Annotated in this window: 13 protein-coding genes and 2 rRNA genes (1 of these 15 running past the window's edge); 10 read left to right on the plus strand and 5 right to left on the minus strand. The window is 62.3% G+C overall.

Going from position 1 to position 17823, the window contains the following annotated elements; genetic code table 11:
• From PSH80_RS09685 to PSH80_RS09710, 6 genes are all read left to right on the plus strand, one after another.
• Positions 1–491 (plus strand): 23S ribosomal RNA (locus PSH80_RS09685); it begins 2398 nt to the left of the window's first position.
• Positions 492–663: 172 nt separating this feature from the next.
• Positions 664–779: ribosomal RNA gene (gene rrf / locus PSH80_RS09690) — 5S ribosomal RNA — on the plus strand.
• A 230-nt stretch (positions 780–1009) separates the two neighbouring features.
• Entirely contained in the window at positions 1010–2902 is a 1893-nt protein-coding gene (mrdA, locus tag PSH80_RS09695) for a penicillin-binding protein 2 (RefSeq protein WP_289142248.1), read from the plus strand.
• A gap of 117 nt (positions 2903–3019) precedes the next feature.
• Positions 3020–3532, plus strand: a complete 513-nt coding sequence (locus tag PSH80_RS09700; RefSeq protein ID WP_120732445.1) for a sigma-70 family RNA polymerase sigma factor — start codon at positions 3020–3022, stop codon at positions 3530–3532.
• A complete protein-coding gene (locus PSH80_RS09705) occupies positions 3529–4503 on the plus strand; it encodes a FecR family protein (protein WP_057959047.1) in 975 nt (324 codons plus the stop codon). Before PSH80_RS09700 ends, PSH80_RS09705 begins: the two co-directional genes overlap by 4 nt.
• A 110-nt stretch (positions 4504–4613) precedes the next feature.
• Positions 4614–7031, plus strand: a complete 2418-nt coding sequence (locus PSH80_RS09710; protein WP_370693723.1) for a TonB-dependent siderophore receptor — start codon at positions 4614–4616, stop codon at positions 7029–7031.
• Between the two features lies 1 nt (position 7032).
• Here the strand turns inward: PSH80_RS09710 and PSH80_RS09715 are convergent, their stop codons facing one another.
• From PSH80_RS09715 to PSH80_RS09735, 5 genes are all read right to left on the minus strand, one after another.
• Positions 7033–8004 (minus strand): cyclase family protein, encoded by a 972-nt coding sequence (locus PSH80_RS09715; protein ID WP_057439132.1) that lies wholly within the window; start codon positions 8002–8004, stop codon positions 7033–7035.
• Positions 8005–8032: 28 nt separating this feature from the next.
• Positions 8033–8791 (minus strand): SDR family oxidoreductase, encoded by a 759-nt coding sequence (locus PSH80_RS09720; RefSeq protein WP_120732449.1) that lies wholly within the window; start codon positions 8789–8791, stop codon positions 8033–8035.
• 32 nt (positions 8792–8823) lie between these two features.
• Positions 8824–10272: an aldehyde dehydrogenase family protein gene (locus tag PSH80_RS09725; protein ID WP_216312579.1), complete on the minus strand. Its 1449-nt coding sequence runs from the start codon at positions 10270–10272 to the stop codon at positions 8824–8826.
• Between the two features lie 2 nt (positions 10273–10274).
• Positions 10275–11381 carry a tartrate dehydrogenase gene (locus PSH80_RS09730; protein ID WP_120732453.1) on the minus strand — a complete coding sequence of 369 codons (1107 nt, stop codon included), beginning with the start codon at positions 11379–11381 and terminating at the stop codon, positions 10275–10277.
• Between the two features lie 116 nt (positions 11382–11497).
• On the minus strand, positions 11498–12385 hold the full coding sequence (locus PSH80_RS09735; RefSeq protein ID WP_305420007.1) for a LysR family transcriptional regulator: 888 nt from the start codon (positions 12383–12385) through the stop codon (positions 11498–11500).
• 443 nt (positions 12386–12828) lie between these two features.
• Between PSH80_RS09735 and PSH80_RS09740 the strand changes: the two genes are divergently transcribed.
• The 4 genes from PSH80_RS09740 to PSH80_RS09755 all read left to right on the plus strand — a co-directional run bounded on the left by PSH80_RS09740 (position 12829) and on the right by PSH80_RS09755 (position 17814).
• A complete protein-coding gene (locus tag PSH80_RS09740; protein ID WP_120732455.1) occupies positions 12829–15186 on the plus strand; it encodes a DNA polymerase II in 2358 nt (785 codons plus the stop codon).
• 50 nt (positions 15187–15236) lie between these two features.
• Complete coding sequence (locus PSH80_RS09745) at positions 15237–15869, plus strand: glutathione S-transferase N-terminal domain-containing protein (protein WP_198818385.1); 633 nt, start codon at positions 15237–15239, stop codon at positions 15867–15869.
• Between the two features lie 164 nt (positions 15870–16033).
• A complete protein-coding gene (locus PSH80_RS09750) occupies positions 16034–16570 on the plus strand; it encodes a DUF4174 domain-containing protein (RefSeq protein ID WP_289142263.1) in 537 nt (178 codons plus the stop codon).
• 209 nt (positions 16571–16779) lie between these two features.
• Positions 16780–17814, plus strand: coding sequence for a TonB-dependent receptor plug domain-containing protein (locus PSH80_RS09755; RefSeq protein WP_253207651.1), 1035 nt, complete (start codon positions 16780–16782; stop codon positions 17812–17814).
• Positions 17815–17823: the final 9 nt, after the last annotated feature.

The following is a 17823-nucleotide window of genomic DNA, read 5'->3' on the forward strand; positions in this document are numbered from 1 at the left end:
AAGGGCCATCGCTCAACGGATAAAAGGTACTCCGGGGATAACAGGCTGATACCGCCCAAGAGTTCATATCGACGGCGGTGTTTGGCACCTCGATGTCGGCTCATCATCCTGGGGCTGAAGCCGGTCCCAAGGGTATGGCTGTTCGCCATTTAAAGTGGTACGCGAGCTGGGTTTAGAACGTCGTGAGACAGTTCGGTCCCTATCTGCCGTGGACGTTTGAGATTTGAGGGGGCTGCTCCTAGTACGAGAGGACCGGAGTGGACGAACCTCTGGTGTTCCGGTTGTCACGCCAGTGGCATTGCCGGGTAGCTATGTTCGGAATAGATAACCGCTGAAAGCATCTAAGCGGGAAACTAGCCTCAAGATGAGATCTCACTGGAACCTTGAGTTCCCTGAAGGGCCGTCGAAGACTACGACGTTGATAGGTTGGGTGTGTAAGCGCTGTGAGGCGTTGAGCTAACCAATACTAATTGCCCGTGAGGCTTGACCATATAACACCCAAGCAATTTGACTACTCTTGACTTGGAAACAAGCAAAAGCATCAGATTGCGGTGTGTGAAGACGAAATGAACCGAAAGTTCGAATCTCACAAAACACCGAAAGCTGTCACATACCCAATTTGCTGAAGCGAGACCATCTGGTCACGACTCAGTACCCGAATTTCTTGACGACCATAGAGCATTGGAACCACCTGATCCCATCCCGAACTCAGTAGTGAAACGATGCATCGCCGATGGTAGTGTGGGGTTTCCCCATGTGAGAGTAGGTCATCGTCAAGATTAAATTCCGAAACCCCAATTGCGAAAGCAGTTGGGGTTTTGTTTTGGGCGGTCGAAAAGGCGCACGTACAAACTAGCCGCAACTCTGCCGCTACCCACCTCAATTACCCTTCGGTCAATTCAATACAAAGTGTTTCGTCATATTTGGTATGGTGCAGCAGCTTTTCCCAGGGACCGACTTTTCTACCGCAGGATGCGGCATCGCCCTTATTCAACGAGATGCTGTAGAAATGCCCGAAGCCATACCGATCAAAGACCACGAAAAAGAGCACCGTCTGGTCAACAAGCGCCTGCTGGCCTGCGCAATACTGGTGCTTGGCATCAGCTGCGCCTTGGTCGCCCGCATGTATTTCCTGCAAGTGGTGGAGTTCGACTATCACTCCACTATCTCCGAAAACAACCGTGTCCATGTTCTGCCCATCACTCCGACTCGCGGCTTGATCTATGACCGTAACGGTGTGGTCCTGGCCGATAACCGTCCCAGTTACAACCTGACCATCACCCGCGAACGGGCTACCGACCTGAAAGGGGAGCTGGACTCGATTATCGCTCTGCTGCACCTGCCAGCCGAAGACCGCGCCGTCTTCGACAAGGCCCTGAAGCAAGCGCGCCACCCGTTCGTGCCCGTGACGTTGTTCTATGAGCTGACTGAAGAGCAGATCGCCATATTGGCCGTCAACGAATTCCGCCTGCCCGGCGTGGAGGTCGAGCCGCAATTCGTGCGGCACTACCCACTGGGTGCACACTTTGCGCATTCCATTGGTTACGTGGGGCGCATCAACGAGAAAGAGTCCAAGGAGCTGGATTCGGTCGAGTACCGTGGCACGCAGTCGATTGGTAAAACCGGCATCGAGCGCTTCTATGAGTCGCAGTTGCACGGCCATGTGGGTTATGAAGAGGTCGAGACCAATGCCCAGGGCCGAGTCCTGCGGGTGCTCAAGCATACCGACCCGGTCCCCGGCAAAAACATCGTCCTGAGCCTGGATATCAAGCTCCAGGAAGCCGCCGAAGAAGCCCTGGGTGATCGTCGCGGTTCAGTCGTGGCCCTCGACCCGCAAACCGGCGAAGTCCTGGCGATGGTCAGCAAACCCAGCTTCGATCCCAACTCGTTCGTCACCGGCATCAGTTTCAAGGAGTATGCCGCGTTGCATGATTCCCTCGACCGCCCCTTGTTCAACCGGGTGCTGCGCGGTTTGTATGCGCCGGGCTCGACGATCAAGCCGGAAGTGGCTATCGCCGGTCTCGACAGCGGCGTGGTCACCGCCCAGACCCGGGTCTTCGACCCTGGTTACTACCAACTGCCGGACTTTGATCACAAATACCGCAACTGGAACCACAGTGGTGATGGCTGGGTAGATATGGACGCCGCCATCATGCGTTCCAACGACACCTACTTCTACGACCTGGCCCACAAGCTGGGGATCGATCGCCTGCACGACTACATGGCCGAATTCGGTCTCGGGCAGAAAGTCTCCCTGGATATGTTCGAAGAATCCGCCGGCCTGATGCCGTCCCAGGCCTGGAAGCGTGCAACCCGTCGCCAGCCCTGGTTCCCGGGTGAAACCGTGATTCTCGGCATCGGCCAAGGCTACATGCAGGTCACTCCGTTGCAACTGGCCCAGGCCACGGCGCTGATCGCCAACAAGGGCGTGTGGAATCGCCCGCACTTGGCTAAAACCATCGACGGCGTGCCGCCAGCGGACGAAAACCCTATGCCCAATATCGTCCTCAAGAACCCGCGCGACTGGGATCAGGTCAACCACGGCATGCAAATGGTGATGCACGACCCGCGCGGGATTGCCCGGGCGTCGGCCGCCGGTGCGCAGTACCGGATCGCGGGCAAGAGTGGTACCGCGCAGGTGGTGGCAATCAAGCAGGGCGAGCGCTACAACCGCCTGAAGACCCGCGAGCGCAACCGCGACAACGCATTGTTCGTCGGTTTCGCCCCGGCCGAGCACCCCAGGATCGTGATTTCAGTGATGATTGAAAACGGCGAGGCGGGCGGCCGCGTGGCAGGCCCGGTGGTGCGCCAGATCATGGATGCCTGGTTGCTCGATCAACAAGGCCACCTGAAACCGCAGTACGCCACGCCGGCCAAGACATCGGGCGACCCTCGTGTCTAACGCCAGTATCGTCAAGCCGTCTTGGGCGAGGTTTCGCTGGGTAGATAAGCAATTGCATTTAGCCGCAGTCTGCGCAGATAATGAGATGAATTATCATTAACGTGCTTGGCTGCCCGCGTGTCTACTCCTACCGATCCCAAGGTCCTTCTGGCAACGCTTTATGACGACAACCATCGCTGGTTGCGCGCCTGGTTGTATCGTCAGCTCAAGTGCCCGCAAGATGCGGCGGACCTGACCCAGGACACGTTTATCCGCATTCTGGACGCGCGCCAGCTCCATCAACTCGAGGAGCCCCGCGCGTTTCTCAGTACCGTGGCGCGCCGCTTGTTGTTCAGCTTCTGGCGGCGCAAGCGGTTGGAGCAGACCTACCTCGACAGCCTGGCGCAGTTGCCGCACGCCTATACCCCTTCGGAAGAAGACCTGGCCCTGGTGCGCGAAGCGCTGGAAAGCATCGATCGCCTGCTCAACGGCCTACCGCCGCGTGTCCGGCAAATCTTTATGCTCAATCGCCTCGAAGGCTTGTCGCAGCCCGTCATCGCCCAGCAGTTGAGCGTGTCGCTGGCCACGGTAGAGCGCGATCTGCGCCGGGCTTTCCTGCATTGCCTGGCCGAGTCGGCGGACCTGACATGAGCTACCCCAAGGTGGACGCCACCACTCGCGCCGCCGTGGATTGGCTGCTACGCCTTGAGGCTGGGGATGACGACCCTGTGCTGCGCCAAGCCTTCGAAACCTGGCTGCGGGCCAACCCCCAGCACACCGTTGCCTGGCAGCGTGTGGGCAGTTTGCTGCAGCAGCCGATTGCTGATTTGCAGCGCGTCGAAGCCCGCAGTCCCGGCCAATTGCGCGCCGTTACCCAGGCCCTGGCGACGCCGGATTCCGAATCGCGGCGCAAGGTGTTGCGCGGTGGCCTGGCCCTGGTGTTGTTCGGTGTCAGCGGTGCGGCGATCTTTGATCGCGCCCAGCCGCTCAATGGCCTGTGGGCCGACCGCCACACCGCCACCGGTGAGCGCAAGACTTTCGCGTTGGCCGATGGCAGCCGCCTGAGTCTCAATGCCCGCAGTTCGGTGGACATCCACTTCAGTGACAGCCGTCGCCTGGTGCGCCTGCGTGAGGGCCAAGTGTTCGTGGACGTCGCCGCCGACCCGCGCCGGCCGTTTGTGATCGCCACCGCCCAGGGCGAAGTCCAGGCCCTGGGCACGCAATTCATGGTGCGCCAGGAGGCCACCGGCAGCCTGACCTCGGTGCAATTGCACAGCGTCCAGGTCACCACGCTCGGCGGCAGCCAGCGCCGTGTAGAGGCGGGGGAGGCGGCGTGGTTCAGCGATGTCGATGTGCGCCCGGTACCGCTCTCGGTACGCAGCCGCACGGACTGGCGCGACGGTCGCGTGGATATCCGTGATGAGCCCCTAGGCCTGCTGATCGACGCCCTGCGGCCGTATCGCCGGGGCGTGCTGCGGGTCAGTGAGCAAGCCGCAAAAGTACGCGTCTATGGCGTGTACCCACTGGATGATCCGGAGCAAACCCTGGAGTCGCTGGCCCAGACCTTCCCTCTGCGCATCAGTCACTACGGCCCCTGGTTGACCCTGATTGACGTGCGCTGAGCAGCCAATGGGAATTATTTTCACTCAGCGTGAGGGGGTCGCCGATCTCGCGAGTCAAGGTTAGGGAACGCCAACCTGACAATGAGCATCCTCACCCTATGGCACCCTCGATGATCCGTCCCTGCCTGTTGACCCTGGCCGTAACCCTGGCTGTGGTCGGCCACCCCGTGGCCGCCCTGGCCGATACGGCCGCCAGCACCCAGCAATATTTCAATCTGCCCGCTGCAGCCCTCGGCGATAGCCTGAGCCGGCTGTCGCGGGAAAGCGGACGCACGCTGTCGGTCAGCCCGGCCTTGCTGCAAGGCCGCCGCGCGCCGGCGTTGCAGGGCCAATACAGCCCCGAACAGGCCGCGCAACACTTGCTGACCGGCAGCGGCCTGGGCCTGACCGTCACCGACAATGGCACCTGGAGCCTGTACCTGCTGCCCGAAGGCGGCGCCTTGAACCTTGGCGCCACCACCGTCACCGGCCTGGTCGCGGAAGATGCCTGGGGCCAGGTGGATGGCTATGTGGCCACTCGCAGCGCCACGGCCACCAAGACCGATACACCGATCCTGGAGATCCCGCAGACCGTCAACGTGGTCACCGCCGACCAGGTCAAGGTCCAGGGCGCACGCAACCTGACCCAGTCCCTGCGCTACACCCCAGGCGTCGACACCAACGGCTACACCGATCGCAACACCATCGCCGACGAGCTGACCAGCCGTGGCTTCGCGCCCACCTTGTTGTATCTCGATGGCGCTTATCTGCCTTACGCCGGCAGCCTCGGTGGTGCGCCACAGATTGATCCCTACACCCTGGAACGCATTGAAGTGCTCAAGGGCCCGGCCTCAGTGCTGTTTGGGCAGAACCAGCCGGGCGGCATGATCAATCTGGTGTCCAAGCGGCCCACCACTGAAGCCCGGCACCAGGTCAAGTTTGGCGTGGGCAGTTACGACCGGGTCAATGGCGCCCTCGATTTCAGCGGCCCCCTCGATGAGGCAAAAACCTTGAGCTACCGTCTGATCGGCCTGGTCCGCGACGGTAACGAGATGGTCGACCATGCCACCGACAGCCGCACCTTGCTGGCCCCCAGCCTGACCTGGGCGCCCACGGATGACACTGCCCTGACGATCTATGCGCAGATCCAACGTGACAAATCCCTGGCCGACTACCAGGCGTTGCCGGCCATCGGCACCCTGTACCGCAACTCCAAAGGCCAGCATATCGACCGCGATACCTTCCTCGGCGACTCCGACTGGAACAACTATATTCGCGATCAGTATGTGCTGGGCTATGACTTCTCCCATGCCTTCAACGACAACCTGGAATACCGCCAGACCGCGCGATTTACCGACGTCAACGACCGCTACAAAGGTTTCTACCTGAACCGCTTCGTCGAGCTGCCCGATGGCAGCACCGACGACACCCGCGCCAGCCGCACCAAGCTCGACTGGCGCCAACACAACAGCGCCTACACCCTCGATAACAACCTGCAGGCCAAGTTCGCCACCGGTGCCCTGGAACACACCTTGCTGGTGGGCTTCGATCACCGCGAGTTCACCCGTAAATATCAGGGCTACAACCTTTACGGCGCAGAAATCATCGACCTCTACCAGCCGTCCAACTACCACACCTTTGGCCAGCCGCAACTGACCACCAAGTGGAACAACACGGTCAAGCAGACCGGCCTCTATGCCCAGGACCAGATCAAGTTCGACCGTTTCATCCTCACCATGGGCCTGCGTGAAGACTGGGCCGAAGTAATCAATCGCGACCTGCTGGACCACAGCACGGTGTCGCAGAAAGACAAGCAGCTCACGCGTCGCGTCGGCCTGACTTACCTCACCGACTTCGGCCTGGCGCCCTACGTCAGTTATGCCGAGTCGTTTCTGCCCAGCGTCGGCCGGCTGGCCCCGGCGCGTGGCGGCGGCGCCTATAAACCGGTGGAGGGCGAGCAGTATGAGGCAGGCCTCAAATACCAGCCCAACGACCAGTCGCTGCTGACCTTGTCGGTGTTCCAGATCAAACAGAAAAACGTCCTGACCGGCGATCTGATCTATCGCGAATACCAGTTGCAGGAAGGCGAAGTGCGCTCGCGGGGCGTGGAATTTGAAGGCAAGGCCCGGTTTGGCCAGGTGGAGTTGATCAGTGCGCTGTCGTACCTGGACGCGATCTATACCAAGAGCAACTACGGCGACGAGGGCAACCGCAGCGAGGCGCAGGCGCCGTGGAGCGCCAGTGCCTGGGCCGACTACCACTTTGCCAGCGATGCCCTGGCCGGCCTGACCGTAGGCGGTGGTGCGCGGTATACCGGGAAGAAGTACGGCGACTCGGCCAACACCTTCAAGACCCCGTCGTTCGTGGTCTTTGACGCCACCGTCAGCTACGACCTGAGCCGCGTCAGCCCCACATTCAAGGGGGCCGAAGCCAGCCTCAACGTGCAGAACCTGTTTGACCGCGAGTACGTTTCGTCCTGCAACTACTCCTTTGGTTGCTATTACGGCCAGGAGCGCACCGCGTCCCTGGCCGTGTCCTACGATTGGTGAGCTACTTGATCACCACCGGATTCACCGGCGCGCCGCTGCCACCGACAATCTTCAACGGCGCGGCGGTGTAGAGGAACTTCCACTGGCCGTCGTCGGCACAATCGGCGGCCAGATCCTCCAGCAGCACGATCTCGGTAAAGGCGATGCCGAGGTTGCGCATCAGCGCGCAATGCAATGGAATCTGCACCCCCGACACCGGATCGGTGATCACCTCATTGGCGATGGTGTCGGTCACCAGGTTGGGGATTTCCATGGCGTGGAACCACTCCACCAGTTCCCGGCTGTAGGTCAGGCCAGGTTCCACCAGGTCCTTGAAGAACTCGGTCTTGCCATACTCGTAGAACGCGCCCATGGAGCCGGTACGGATGATCAGGATGTCGCGTTTTTCGATGGTCACCCCCTGGGCCTTGGCGGCGGCCAGCAAGTCCAGGTGGTTGAAGGTTTCGCCACGGCCCAGGTATTTCTTGCCGCGATGGCGGGCCATGTCGATCAACACCGCACGCCCGACCACGCCGCGCTCGGCAATCGCCAGCACACTGGCCTTGGCCATGCCGCCGACGGTGCTCATGGCGTCGTAGCCGTTCCACAGTTGATTGTCGTACCAGGCATGCCCGAGGGCGTCGTACTGGGTCGAGCCTTGCAACTGCATGAAGATCACATCGTCGCAATACGCCGCGCCGCCGGTCATTTCGGGTTGCTTGCCGAAGTGATAGTGGCTGTGATCCAGGGTATTGAAGCGCATCGACGGGTTGCGCGCCGGCCACATCGGGTCACCGCCCGGATGGCCGATCTGCACTTGCAGGGTGAAGGTCTTGCCCTGGCGCACCGAAGCGACACCGCGCAGTACTTCGGCTTCGGTCAGGTAGTTGAGGGCGCCGACTTCATCGTCCGGTCCCCATTTGCCCCAGTTCTTGGGCAGGCCTTCGAGTAATTGCCTGGTGTTCGGTTCGTTCTTGTTATGTAAGTCACACATATCGACTCCGATCCCTTTGGTCGTTGAGTTACACGCAGCGCCCACCGTCGACTTCAAGGCAGGTGCCGGTGATAAAGGCCGCTTCGTCCGAGGCCAGGTACAGGCAGGCATTGGCCACGTCCTGCGGGGTGGAAAAACGTCCCAGGGGGATGGTCGCCATGAACTTCTGGCGGTTTTCCGGGGTGTCCGGCACGCCCATGAACTCACTGAGCAACGCGGTTGCGCCGACCACCGGGTTCACGCAATTGACGCGGATATTGTCCGGCCCCAGCTCCGCCGCCATGGTTTTGCTCATGACCACCACCGCACCCTTGCTGCCGTTATACCAGACCAGTCCCGGGCGCGGGCGGATCGCTGCGGTCGAGGCAATATTGACGAACACGCCGCCGCCCTGGCCGCGAAAATGCGGCACAAAATGCCTGGCGCTGAGGAAGATGCTTTTGACGTTGACCGCGAACACTCGGTCGAACTCGGCCTCGTCCACTTCCAGCATCGGCCGGTTGCGGTGGGTGGTGCCGGCGTTGTTGATGACGATATCCAGCCCGCCGAATTGCTCCAGGGTGGCGCGCAGCAGCGCGCCCACACTTTCGTCGTTGGCCACATTGACCTCAACGAAATGGGCATGGCCGCCGCTGGCGGCGATCTCATTGACCACCCGCTGGCCGCCGGTGGCGTTCATGTCGGCGACGATAACCCGCGCACCCTGTTGGGCAAAGGTCTTGGCGATGCCTTCGCCAAACCCGGAGCCAGCGCCGGTGACGATGGCAACTTTGTTTGCTAGACGCATGGAGTGTGCTCCTTTCTTGTTGTTGTAATGGCTTAGCCGTGTTTGATCGCAATGGTCTTCAAGGTGGTAAAGCCCAGCAGGGCCTCGAAGCCTTTTTCCCGGCCATAACCGCTGGCCTTGACGCCGCCGAAGGGCAGTTCAACCCCGCCGCCGGCCCCGTAGTTGTTGATAAACACCTGGCCGCAGCGCAGCTTGCGCGCCAGGCGCATCTGCCGGGCGCCGTCGCGGGTCCATACGCCGGCGACCAGGCCGAATTCGGTGCCGTTGGCCAGGCGGATGGCCTCGGCTTCATCGTCAAAGGGCATCACGGCCAACACTGGGCCGAAGACTTCCTCCCGGGCCAGGCGGCTGTCGGGCGGCACATCGCGAAACAGCACTGCTTCCTGGAAGTAACCGCCACTGCCGGCTTCGGCCACCACCTGGCCGCGGGCGGCTACGGTGATCCCGGCCTGTTCGGCCTCGCGCACGAACTCACGCACCTGGCGTTGCTGCTTCTGGTTGATCAGCGGGCCCATATCCAGGTCGAGCGCCGAAGGCCCGGTGCGCAGTTCGCGAAAGCGCTGGCTGAGTTGCTCCACCAGGGCCTCATAGATGCTGCGTTCCACCAACAACCGGCTGCCCGCCGAACAGGTCTGCCCGCAGTTCTGCACAATGGCGTTGACCAGCACCGGCAAGGCTTCGTCCAGGTCGGCATCGGCGAATACCAGTTGCGGCGATTTCCCGCCCAGCTCCAGGGTCACCGGGCAGTGCCGCTCAGCAGCGGCCTTGGACACCGCCGTGCCGGTCGTGGTGGAACCGGTAAACGAAATGTGATCAATCCCCGGATGGCTGCACAACGCCGCGCCGGCCTCGTAGCCGTAGCCAGTCACCACATTGATCGCGCCGGCCGGGAAGCCCACCTCGGCGGCAATCTGCGCCAGGCGCAGCAACGACAGGCTGGCATCCTCCGCCGGCTTGACCACACAGGCATTGCCTGCCGCCAGGGACGCACCGACGCTGCGCCCGAAGATCTGCATCGGGTAGTTCCACGGGATGATATGCCCGGTGACCCCATGGGGCTCGCGCACCGTCAGCACCGTGTAGCCGTTTTGATAGGGCAGGGTCTCGCCGTGCAACTTGTCGGCCGCGCCGGCGTAATACTCGAAGTAACGGGCGAGGGCGGTGGCATCGGCCCGTGCCACTTTCAGCGCCTTGCCAGTGTCCCGCGCTTCGATCTGCGCCAGCTCTTCGTGATGCGCTAACACCGCTGCGCCCAGCCTGGCCAGCAGGCGGCTACGCTCCAGTGCCGACAACGAGCCCCATGGCCCGTCGAAGGTCTTACCCACGGCCAGGCGCGCGGCGCTGACGGCGGCGTCGATATCGGCAGCGGTGCCACGGGCGATGCTGGAGTAGCTTTCGCCACTGCTGGGGTCGATCACCGGGATGTCTTCCAGGGATGTCGAGGCTTGCCATTGGTTGGCGATGTAATGTGCGTTGATCATGTTCAGCTCCTGTTCCCGGCGATGCATTCGGCGATGGCCACGCCCACTTCAATCGTACTGGCGCTGCCGCCCATTTCCCGGGTGCGCGGGCCTTGCGCAAGCACCGTCTCGATGGCTGAGACAATGGCTGCTGCGGCCTCTTGGTAAAGCGGGTCGCCATTGCCCAGATGCTCGATCATCAATGCGGCCGACCAGATCTGTCCGATGGGGTTGGCCACGCCCAGCCCGGCAATGTCCGGTGCCGAACCGTGTACCGGCTCGAACAGCGACGGGTAGCGCCGCTCGGGGTTGAGGTTGGCCGACGGCGCAATGCCGATGGTGCCGGTGCAGGCCGGGCCGAGGTCGGAGAGGATGTCGCCAAACAGGTTGGAGGCCACCACCACGTCAAACCAGTCCGGGTGCTGCACAAAGTGTGCGCAGAGGATGTCGATGTGGAATTTGGCGGTCTTGACGTCCGGGTAGCGCTGGGCGATCAGGTTCACCCGCTCGTCCCAGAACGGCATGGTGATGGAGATACCGTTGGATTTGGTGGCGGCCACCAGGTGCTTGCGCGGTCGCTGCTGGGCCAGTTTGAAGGCATAGTCCACCACCCGGTCCACGCCTTCGCGGGAGAAGATCGACTCCTGCACTGCGATCTCACGCGGCGTGCCTTCCCACATCCGCCCGCCGACGCTGGAGTATTCGCCCTCGGTGTTTTCGCGCACCACGATAAAGTCGATATCCCCCGGCACACGGCCGGCGAGCGGGCAGGGCACGCCGGGCATCAGGCGCACCGGGCGAATGTTGACGTATTGGTCGAACTGACGGCGGATCTTCAGCAGCGACTCCCACACCGCCGTATGGTCGGCGATGATGTCCGGGGCGCCCACGGCGCCGAAGAAGATCGCGTCATGGCTACCGATCTGCTCGGCCCAATCGTCCGGCATCATGGTGCCGTGGGCCAAGTAGTGTTCGCTGCACCAGGCAAAGTGATCGAACTCAAAGGCAATGCCGAAGCGCCGACTGACCGCCTGCAGTACGCGCAGGCCTTCGGGCACTACCTCGCGGCCGATACCGTCGCCGGGAATCACGGCAATCCGATGGGGGGTGCTGGTCGTGGAATTGGACACGCCGTGTCTCCTGTTTTTGTTGTTGTCAGTGAGGCGGGGACATTCTTGGCACAGGTGCCACGGTGGTGGAATTGCTGATTATGGAAGTGGCCTTCGCAAAATTCGAAGGCTCGCGGTTAGGCGCAGTGGCGGGCAGCGAGGTAGTCGAATAATGCCTGGCTTGTAGGAGAAGGCTGTTCCTGGCGCATGCACAGGTACATCTGGCGGTCGGCCCACGGGTCGTCAATTTCGATAAAGCGCAAGGCCATTTCCTTGCGAAAGATCTGCACCGCGCCCTGGGGCAGCACGCCAACCCCTTGCCCGGCGGCAATCAGCCGGCACACGGCTTCAAAACTGCGCACCTGGATCCGCAGGCGCAACGGCATGCCAATCGCGGCGGCGGCTTCGGTGATCAGTGCGGTGATGGCGGCGTTGTCCTCCAGGCCGACGAAGTCATAGCCCAGCAAATCGGCAAAGCGCGCATGGCGCATCTTGAACGGATGATCATCGGGCACCAGCAGGCACAGGCGGTCCTGGCAGTAAGGGGCAAAGCGCAAGTCCTCGCCGCCCGGTTGGGTGGTGACGATGCCCACATCGGCCACGCCATCGCGCACCGCCTGCAGGATTTCACGGCTGCGCTCCTCGCGGATATCCAGGCGGATACCGGGATGTTGGGCGTTCCACTGGGTCAATTGGCTGGGCAGTTGCTGGCTCATCGCCGAACTGTTGGCATACAGGCACACGCGGCCGGTGGCGCCCTTGGCGTAGTCGGCGAGGTCAGCGTGCATCACATCCACTGCGCGCAAAATCGCCAACCCATGCTCGGCCAACACCTCGCCGGCCGCCGTGGGCGAGACGCCGGTGGAGGAGCGGTGCAACAGGGCGACCTTGAAGTGTTGCTCCAGCAACGACAGGCGCCGGCTGGCCGCAGACAGCGAGAGGTGCGACTGCTCGGCCGCCCGGGACAGGCTGCCGAGCTTGACCGTCTTGAGGAACAGCTCGATGGAAGTGAGATCGGGGGCCATGCCAGAGTCCTTGTGCGCGGTCTGTGAAAACTACGCAGTTGGGGCGGGACTGTCCAATCATCTGCCCCTCACACATTGGACATATGCTGTTGACTCAACTTTGGAGGCACCGCCGATCCCTTGTGGGAGCTGTCGAGCCCGGCGAGGCTGCGATGGCGGCGGCACTGCCAGCATTGATGGTGACTGACCCACCGCCATCGCAGCCTCGCCGGGGCTCGACAGCTCCCACCTTTGACCTTTGCTGCCTTGAGTAAAGTGCCGGTTAGAACTCGATGCTCGCCGACAGCTTGGCCACCCGTGGATCGCCCTGGGTCAGCTCAATGGCGCTTTACAAACTAGTGTGTGAGGTACGACGTATCTGAAGGCCAGAAATTTCTATTAAGGCCTGATGGCGGATGCCGAGTAGAATCGCGCCCTGAAAGCGATTCCTGAGGTGCGGCAAGGTGGATTTACAGCAGGGTTTTGTCCTGACCCGGCATTGGCGCGACACCCCGGCGGGCACGGAGGTCAGCTTCTGGCTGGCGACCGACCAGGGGCCGCGGTATATCCGTCTACCGGTACAGCCTTCGGTGATGTTTATTCCGCTGGCCCACCGCGAGCACGCGCAACGGGTGCTCAAGGGCGAGCGCGACGTGGAACTGCGCCCGCTGCAACTGTGTGACTTCCACCACCGCCCGGTCCTGGGCCTTTATACCCGTCAGCATCGCCAGGCGATGGACCTGGAAAAACGCCTGCGCCAGGCCGGCGTGGATGTCTACGAAGGCGATGTGCGCCCGCCCGAGCGCTATATGATGGAGCGCTTCATCACCGCGCCGGTGGCATTTGACGGCACCCCCGGCGAGGGCGGGATGTTGCTGGAGGCGCAGATGAAGCCCGCGCCCGACTACCGCCCGGCATTGAAACTGGTGTCGCTGGATATCGAAACCACCGCGCGCGGCGAGCTGTACTCCATCGCCCTGGAAGGTTGTGGCGAGCGCCAGGTGTACATGCTCGGCCCGCCGAACAAAACCTGCGCGGTGGATTTCAAGCTCGAATACTGCGACAGCCGCGCCCAACTGCTGGAGCGCCTCAACCAGTGGCTGGCGCAACACGACCCCGACGCGATCATCGGCTGGAACCTGGTGCAGTTCGACCTGCGGGTCCTCCACGAGCATGCCCAACGGCTTAACGTGCCATTGCTGCTCGGCCGTGGCGGCGAGGCCATGGCCTGGCGCGAGCACGGCAGCCGCAACCATTACTTCGCCGCCGCTGCCGGCCGGCTGATCATTGATGGTATCGAGGCCCTGCGTTCGGCGACCTGGACCTTTGAGTCATTCAGCCTGGAAAATGTCGCCCAGACCCTGCTGGGGGAAGGCAAGTCGATCTCCACGCCCTACCAGCGCATGGACGAGATCAACCGCATGTTCGCCGAGGACAAGCCCGCCCTGGCGCGCTATAACCTCAAGGACTGCGAGCTGGTGACGCGGATTTTCGCAAAGACCGAGCTGCTCAAGTTCCTTCTGGAGCGGGCCAGCGTCACCGGCCTGCCGGCGGATCGCAACGGTGGTTCGGTGGCGGCGTTCACCCACTTGTACATGCCGCTGATGCATCGCCAGGGCTTTGTCGCGCCCAACCTGGGGGACAAGCCGCCCCAGGCCAGCCCCGGCGGTTTTGTCATGGACTCGCGGCCGGGGCTGTACGAGTCGGTGCTGGTGCTGGACTACAAAAGTCTGTATCCGTCGATCATCCGCAGCTTCCTGATCGACCCCGTGGGCCTCATCGAAGGCCTGCGGCACCCCGACGACAACGAGTCGGTGGAAGGCTTTCGCGGTGCGCGCTTTTCCCGCACCCGGCATTGCCTGCCGTCGATTGTGGCGCGGGTTTCCGAAGGCCGCGAGGTGGCCAAGCGCGAGCATAACGCGCCGTTGTCCCAGGCCCTGAAGATCATCATGAATGCCTTCTACGGCGTGCTCGGTTCCAGCGGCTGTCGGTTTTTCGATACGCGGCTGGCGTCGTCGATCACCCTGCGCGGCCACCAGATCATGCGCCAGACCCGCGAACTGGTCGAAGCCCAGGGTTATGAAGTGATCTATGGCGATACCGACTCTACGTTTGTCTGGCTCGGCAGTGCCCATTCCCAGGAGGATGCCACGCGCATCGGCCAGGACCTGGTGCAACACGTCAACCAATGGTGGCGCGAACGCCTGCACAACGAATTCGGCCTGCAAAGCGCCCTCGAACTGCAGTACGAAACCCACTTCAGCCGCTTCCTGATGCCGACCATTCGGGGGGCGGAGGAGGGCAGCAAGAAACGGTATGCCGGCTTGGTGACCCGTGCCGATGGCAGTGAAGAGATGATCTACAAAGGCCTGGAGACTGTGCGTAGCGACTGGTCGCCCCTGGCCCGCCAATTCCAGCAGGAGTTGTACCAGCGCATCTTCCACCGCCAGCCCCACCAGGATTATGTGCGTGACTATGTGCGCCGCACCCTCAGTGGTGAGTTCGATGAGCTGCTGATCTACCGCAAACGCCTGCGCCGGCAACTGGGCGACTACGAGCGCAACGTGCCGCCCCATGTGCGGGCCGCGCGCCTGGCGGATGAATACAACGACCGCCAGGGCCGTCCACGCCAGTATCAGAACGGTGGCTGGATTCGCTACGTGATCACCGTCAACGGCCCCGAGCCCCTGGAAGTGCGCCAGGCGCCAATTGACTACGACCACTACGTCACCCGGCAATTACAGCCGGTGGCCGATGCGATCCTGCCGTTTGTCGATGATGATTTCAGCACCTTGGTCGGTGGTCAGATGGGCTTGTTTTAACCCTGGGAAAACGTTTCACTCTGGACGCTGAATCTCCAGGAGGAATGCCCATGTACACGCTCTACGGCACGCAAAGTTCTGGTTCATGCATCATCGAAATCGCCCTGCAACGCTGCGGCGTGCCGTGGCAGCAGGTCGATGCCAGCCCCTGGGGTGGCGGGGCGGGGATGGAGGCCCTTGGGCAGATCAACCCGCTGCGGCAGATCCCCACCCTGCAACTGCCCGACGGCAGCGTGTTGACGGAAAGCGCGGCGATCCTGATCCACCTGGGCCTGGCGTATCCGGCCAGCGATTTGCTGTCCGGTCACCGTGCGCAGATCATTCGCGGCCTGGTGTATATCGCCGCCAACTGCTACTCGGCGATCACCATCATCGACTACCCTCAACGCTTTCTCGCCGATGCCGACGAGACGGTGCAGGCGCAACTGATCGCGGGCACCCAGCAGAAACTGCACCGGACCTGGCAGGTATTTGCCGAGCAATTTGCCGGGCAACTCTTTACCCCACAGGGGTTGCCCAATGCCCTGGGCATCATGGCGGCGGCGGTGTCCCGCTGGGAGGGTGTACGCGACGTCCTGCAACACTCCCACCCCGCATGCGCCCAGGCCCTGGCGCAGGTGGACGCCGACCCGCAGGTGGCCCCGGTGTTCGCCCGGCACTGGCCGGATTGGCCTGAGGAGTGAGCCTTGGCAATCAGAAGAAACAATGAGCCTCGAAGCACCTCGAGCCCTTGCGTCACGGGCGTCCTGGCCTACTCTTTCTGATAGTCGCGTAGGAATCATCCTTGAAATTGACTGTCGCAGACATGAAACTCAAAAACTCTGCATGGAATTGGAAGGAGGTACGCATGCTCGTCCGGTCGCTGACCCTGGCTACCTTGATGGCGTTTACGGGGCCGTTGTTGGCTGCGGATAACCGAGGCCCGCTGGAACAGGATCAAGGCAAATTCCGCCCGCTGATCGTGATTGCACCCAGCTCCATCGACCCGACTCAGGTCCAGCTCAAGAAAGATCTTGAACAGCCTGAGAACAAACAGAAGTTCACCGAGCGCAACATGGTGCTCTACACCGTGAACTACACGAGCATCGGCACCGTCGGCCAGCGTGACGGCAAGGACCTCGGCGCCCAGGACACCAACGCGTTGATCCGCGCCTTGAAGCTGGGGGCCAGTGTCGGCACCAAAGTGATCCTGGTGGGCAAGGACGGCGAGAAGAAAGTCGAAAAGACCGTGCCGCCCGATACCCTTGACCTTGCAGAGTTCTTTGCGGCTGTCGACAAGATGCCCATGGCAGAAAAAGAAGCCGCCGCCCCCGCCGAGCCTGAACCCGCCGCCCCGGCAGCGGGCAAGCCTGGCAAGCACGCGCCGCAACCGCCGGAAGATTGATGCTCCTCGCTGGCGCCTACAGGGGAGGGGCCAGCGAACCCTACAAGTCGTGTGGCACTTGCGGGCATTGCGCCATGAAGCATGTGATAACCGTTATCATTTGCGGCTTACCCTCTGCGCGCGCCCTCCATGCCCCCGACCCCTGCGACAAGCCCTACTGACCTGGCCACGCTGTATCAGCAGCAACATCGCTGGCTGCAGCACTGGCTGTGGCGTCGCCTGAACTGTTCGCAGAGCGCCGCCGACCTGGCCCAGGACACTGGTTCCTGCGTCTGCTGGCCAAGAACCAACCCCTTGAAGTCCAGGCGCCCCGCAGCTTTCTGGCGAAAGTCGCACAAAGCGTGTTGTCCAATCACTTTCGTCGGCAAAAGCTGGAAAAGGCCTACCTGCAAGCCCTGGCGGGGCAATTGGAGTTGCAGGCGCCGGATGTCACCGAACAGACCCGCGCCCAGTGGCTGGCGTGGCGCCAATTGGATCCGCTCAACGAGCAGGTCTGGCAGCATTCCCAGCGATTTTTCCAGCGTATGCACGAGGTGCGCGACCCGGCACATCAGGCGCTGGTCAGCGCCACCCTGTTGCCGACGATATCCCGGCGTCGGGTGATTAAAAACCTAGCCCTGTTGCTGGCGGCCGGCAGTGTGGCGTGGACCGCCAGGGACGCCGGCCTGCTGCAACCCTGGACCAGCGATTTCAGCACCTCGGTCGGTGAGCAATGGCGCATCGAACTGGCGGACAACAGCGAAATCCAGCTCAATACCGACACCGCTGTCGATGTGAATTACAGCCCCGACCAGCGCCTGACCAACCTGTCGGATACCCTGGATGCCACCCCCGGCATCATCGTGTTGCGTGATGGCCTGGGGTCGGAAAGCGATAGCTATTTCTCCCGTGGTTTCCAGATCCAGAACTTCGAAATCGACGGTGTGCCTACCGTTGCGCGCATGGACAACTACACCCAGAGCATGGCGATGTACGACCGGTTGGAAGTGGTGCGCGGCGCCACCGGTTTGATCAGCGGCATGGGCAACCCCTCGGCCACCATCAACCTGATCCGCAAGCGCCCGACGGCCGAGGCGCGGGCCAGTGTCACCGCTGAAGCGGGCAACTGGGACCGCTACGGCAGTGGCCTCGACGTGTCCGGCCCGCTGACCGAAACCGGCAATGTGCGCGGGCGCCTGGTGGCCGACTACAAGACCGAACATGCCTGGGTCGACCGCTACAAGCAGCAGACCCAATTGCTGTAGGGCATCACT

The organism is Pseudomonas sp. FP818 (assembly GCF_030687335.1).
Classification (GTDB): Bacteria; Pseudomonadota; Gammaproteobacteria; order Pseudomonadales; family Pseudomonadaceae; genus Aquipseudomonas; species Aquipseudomonas shahriarae.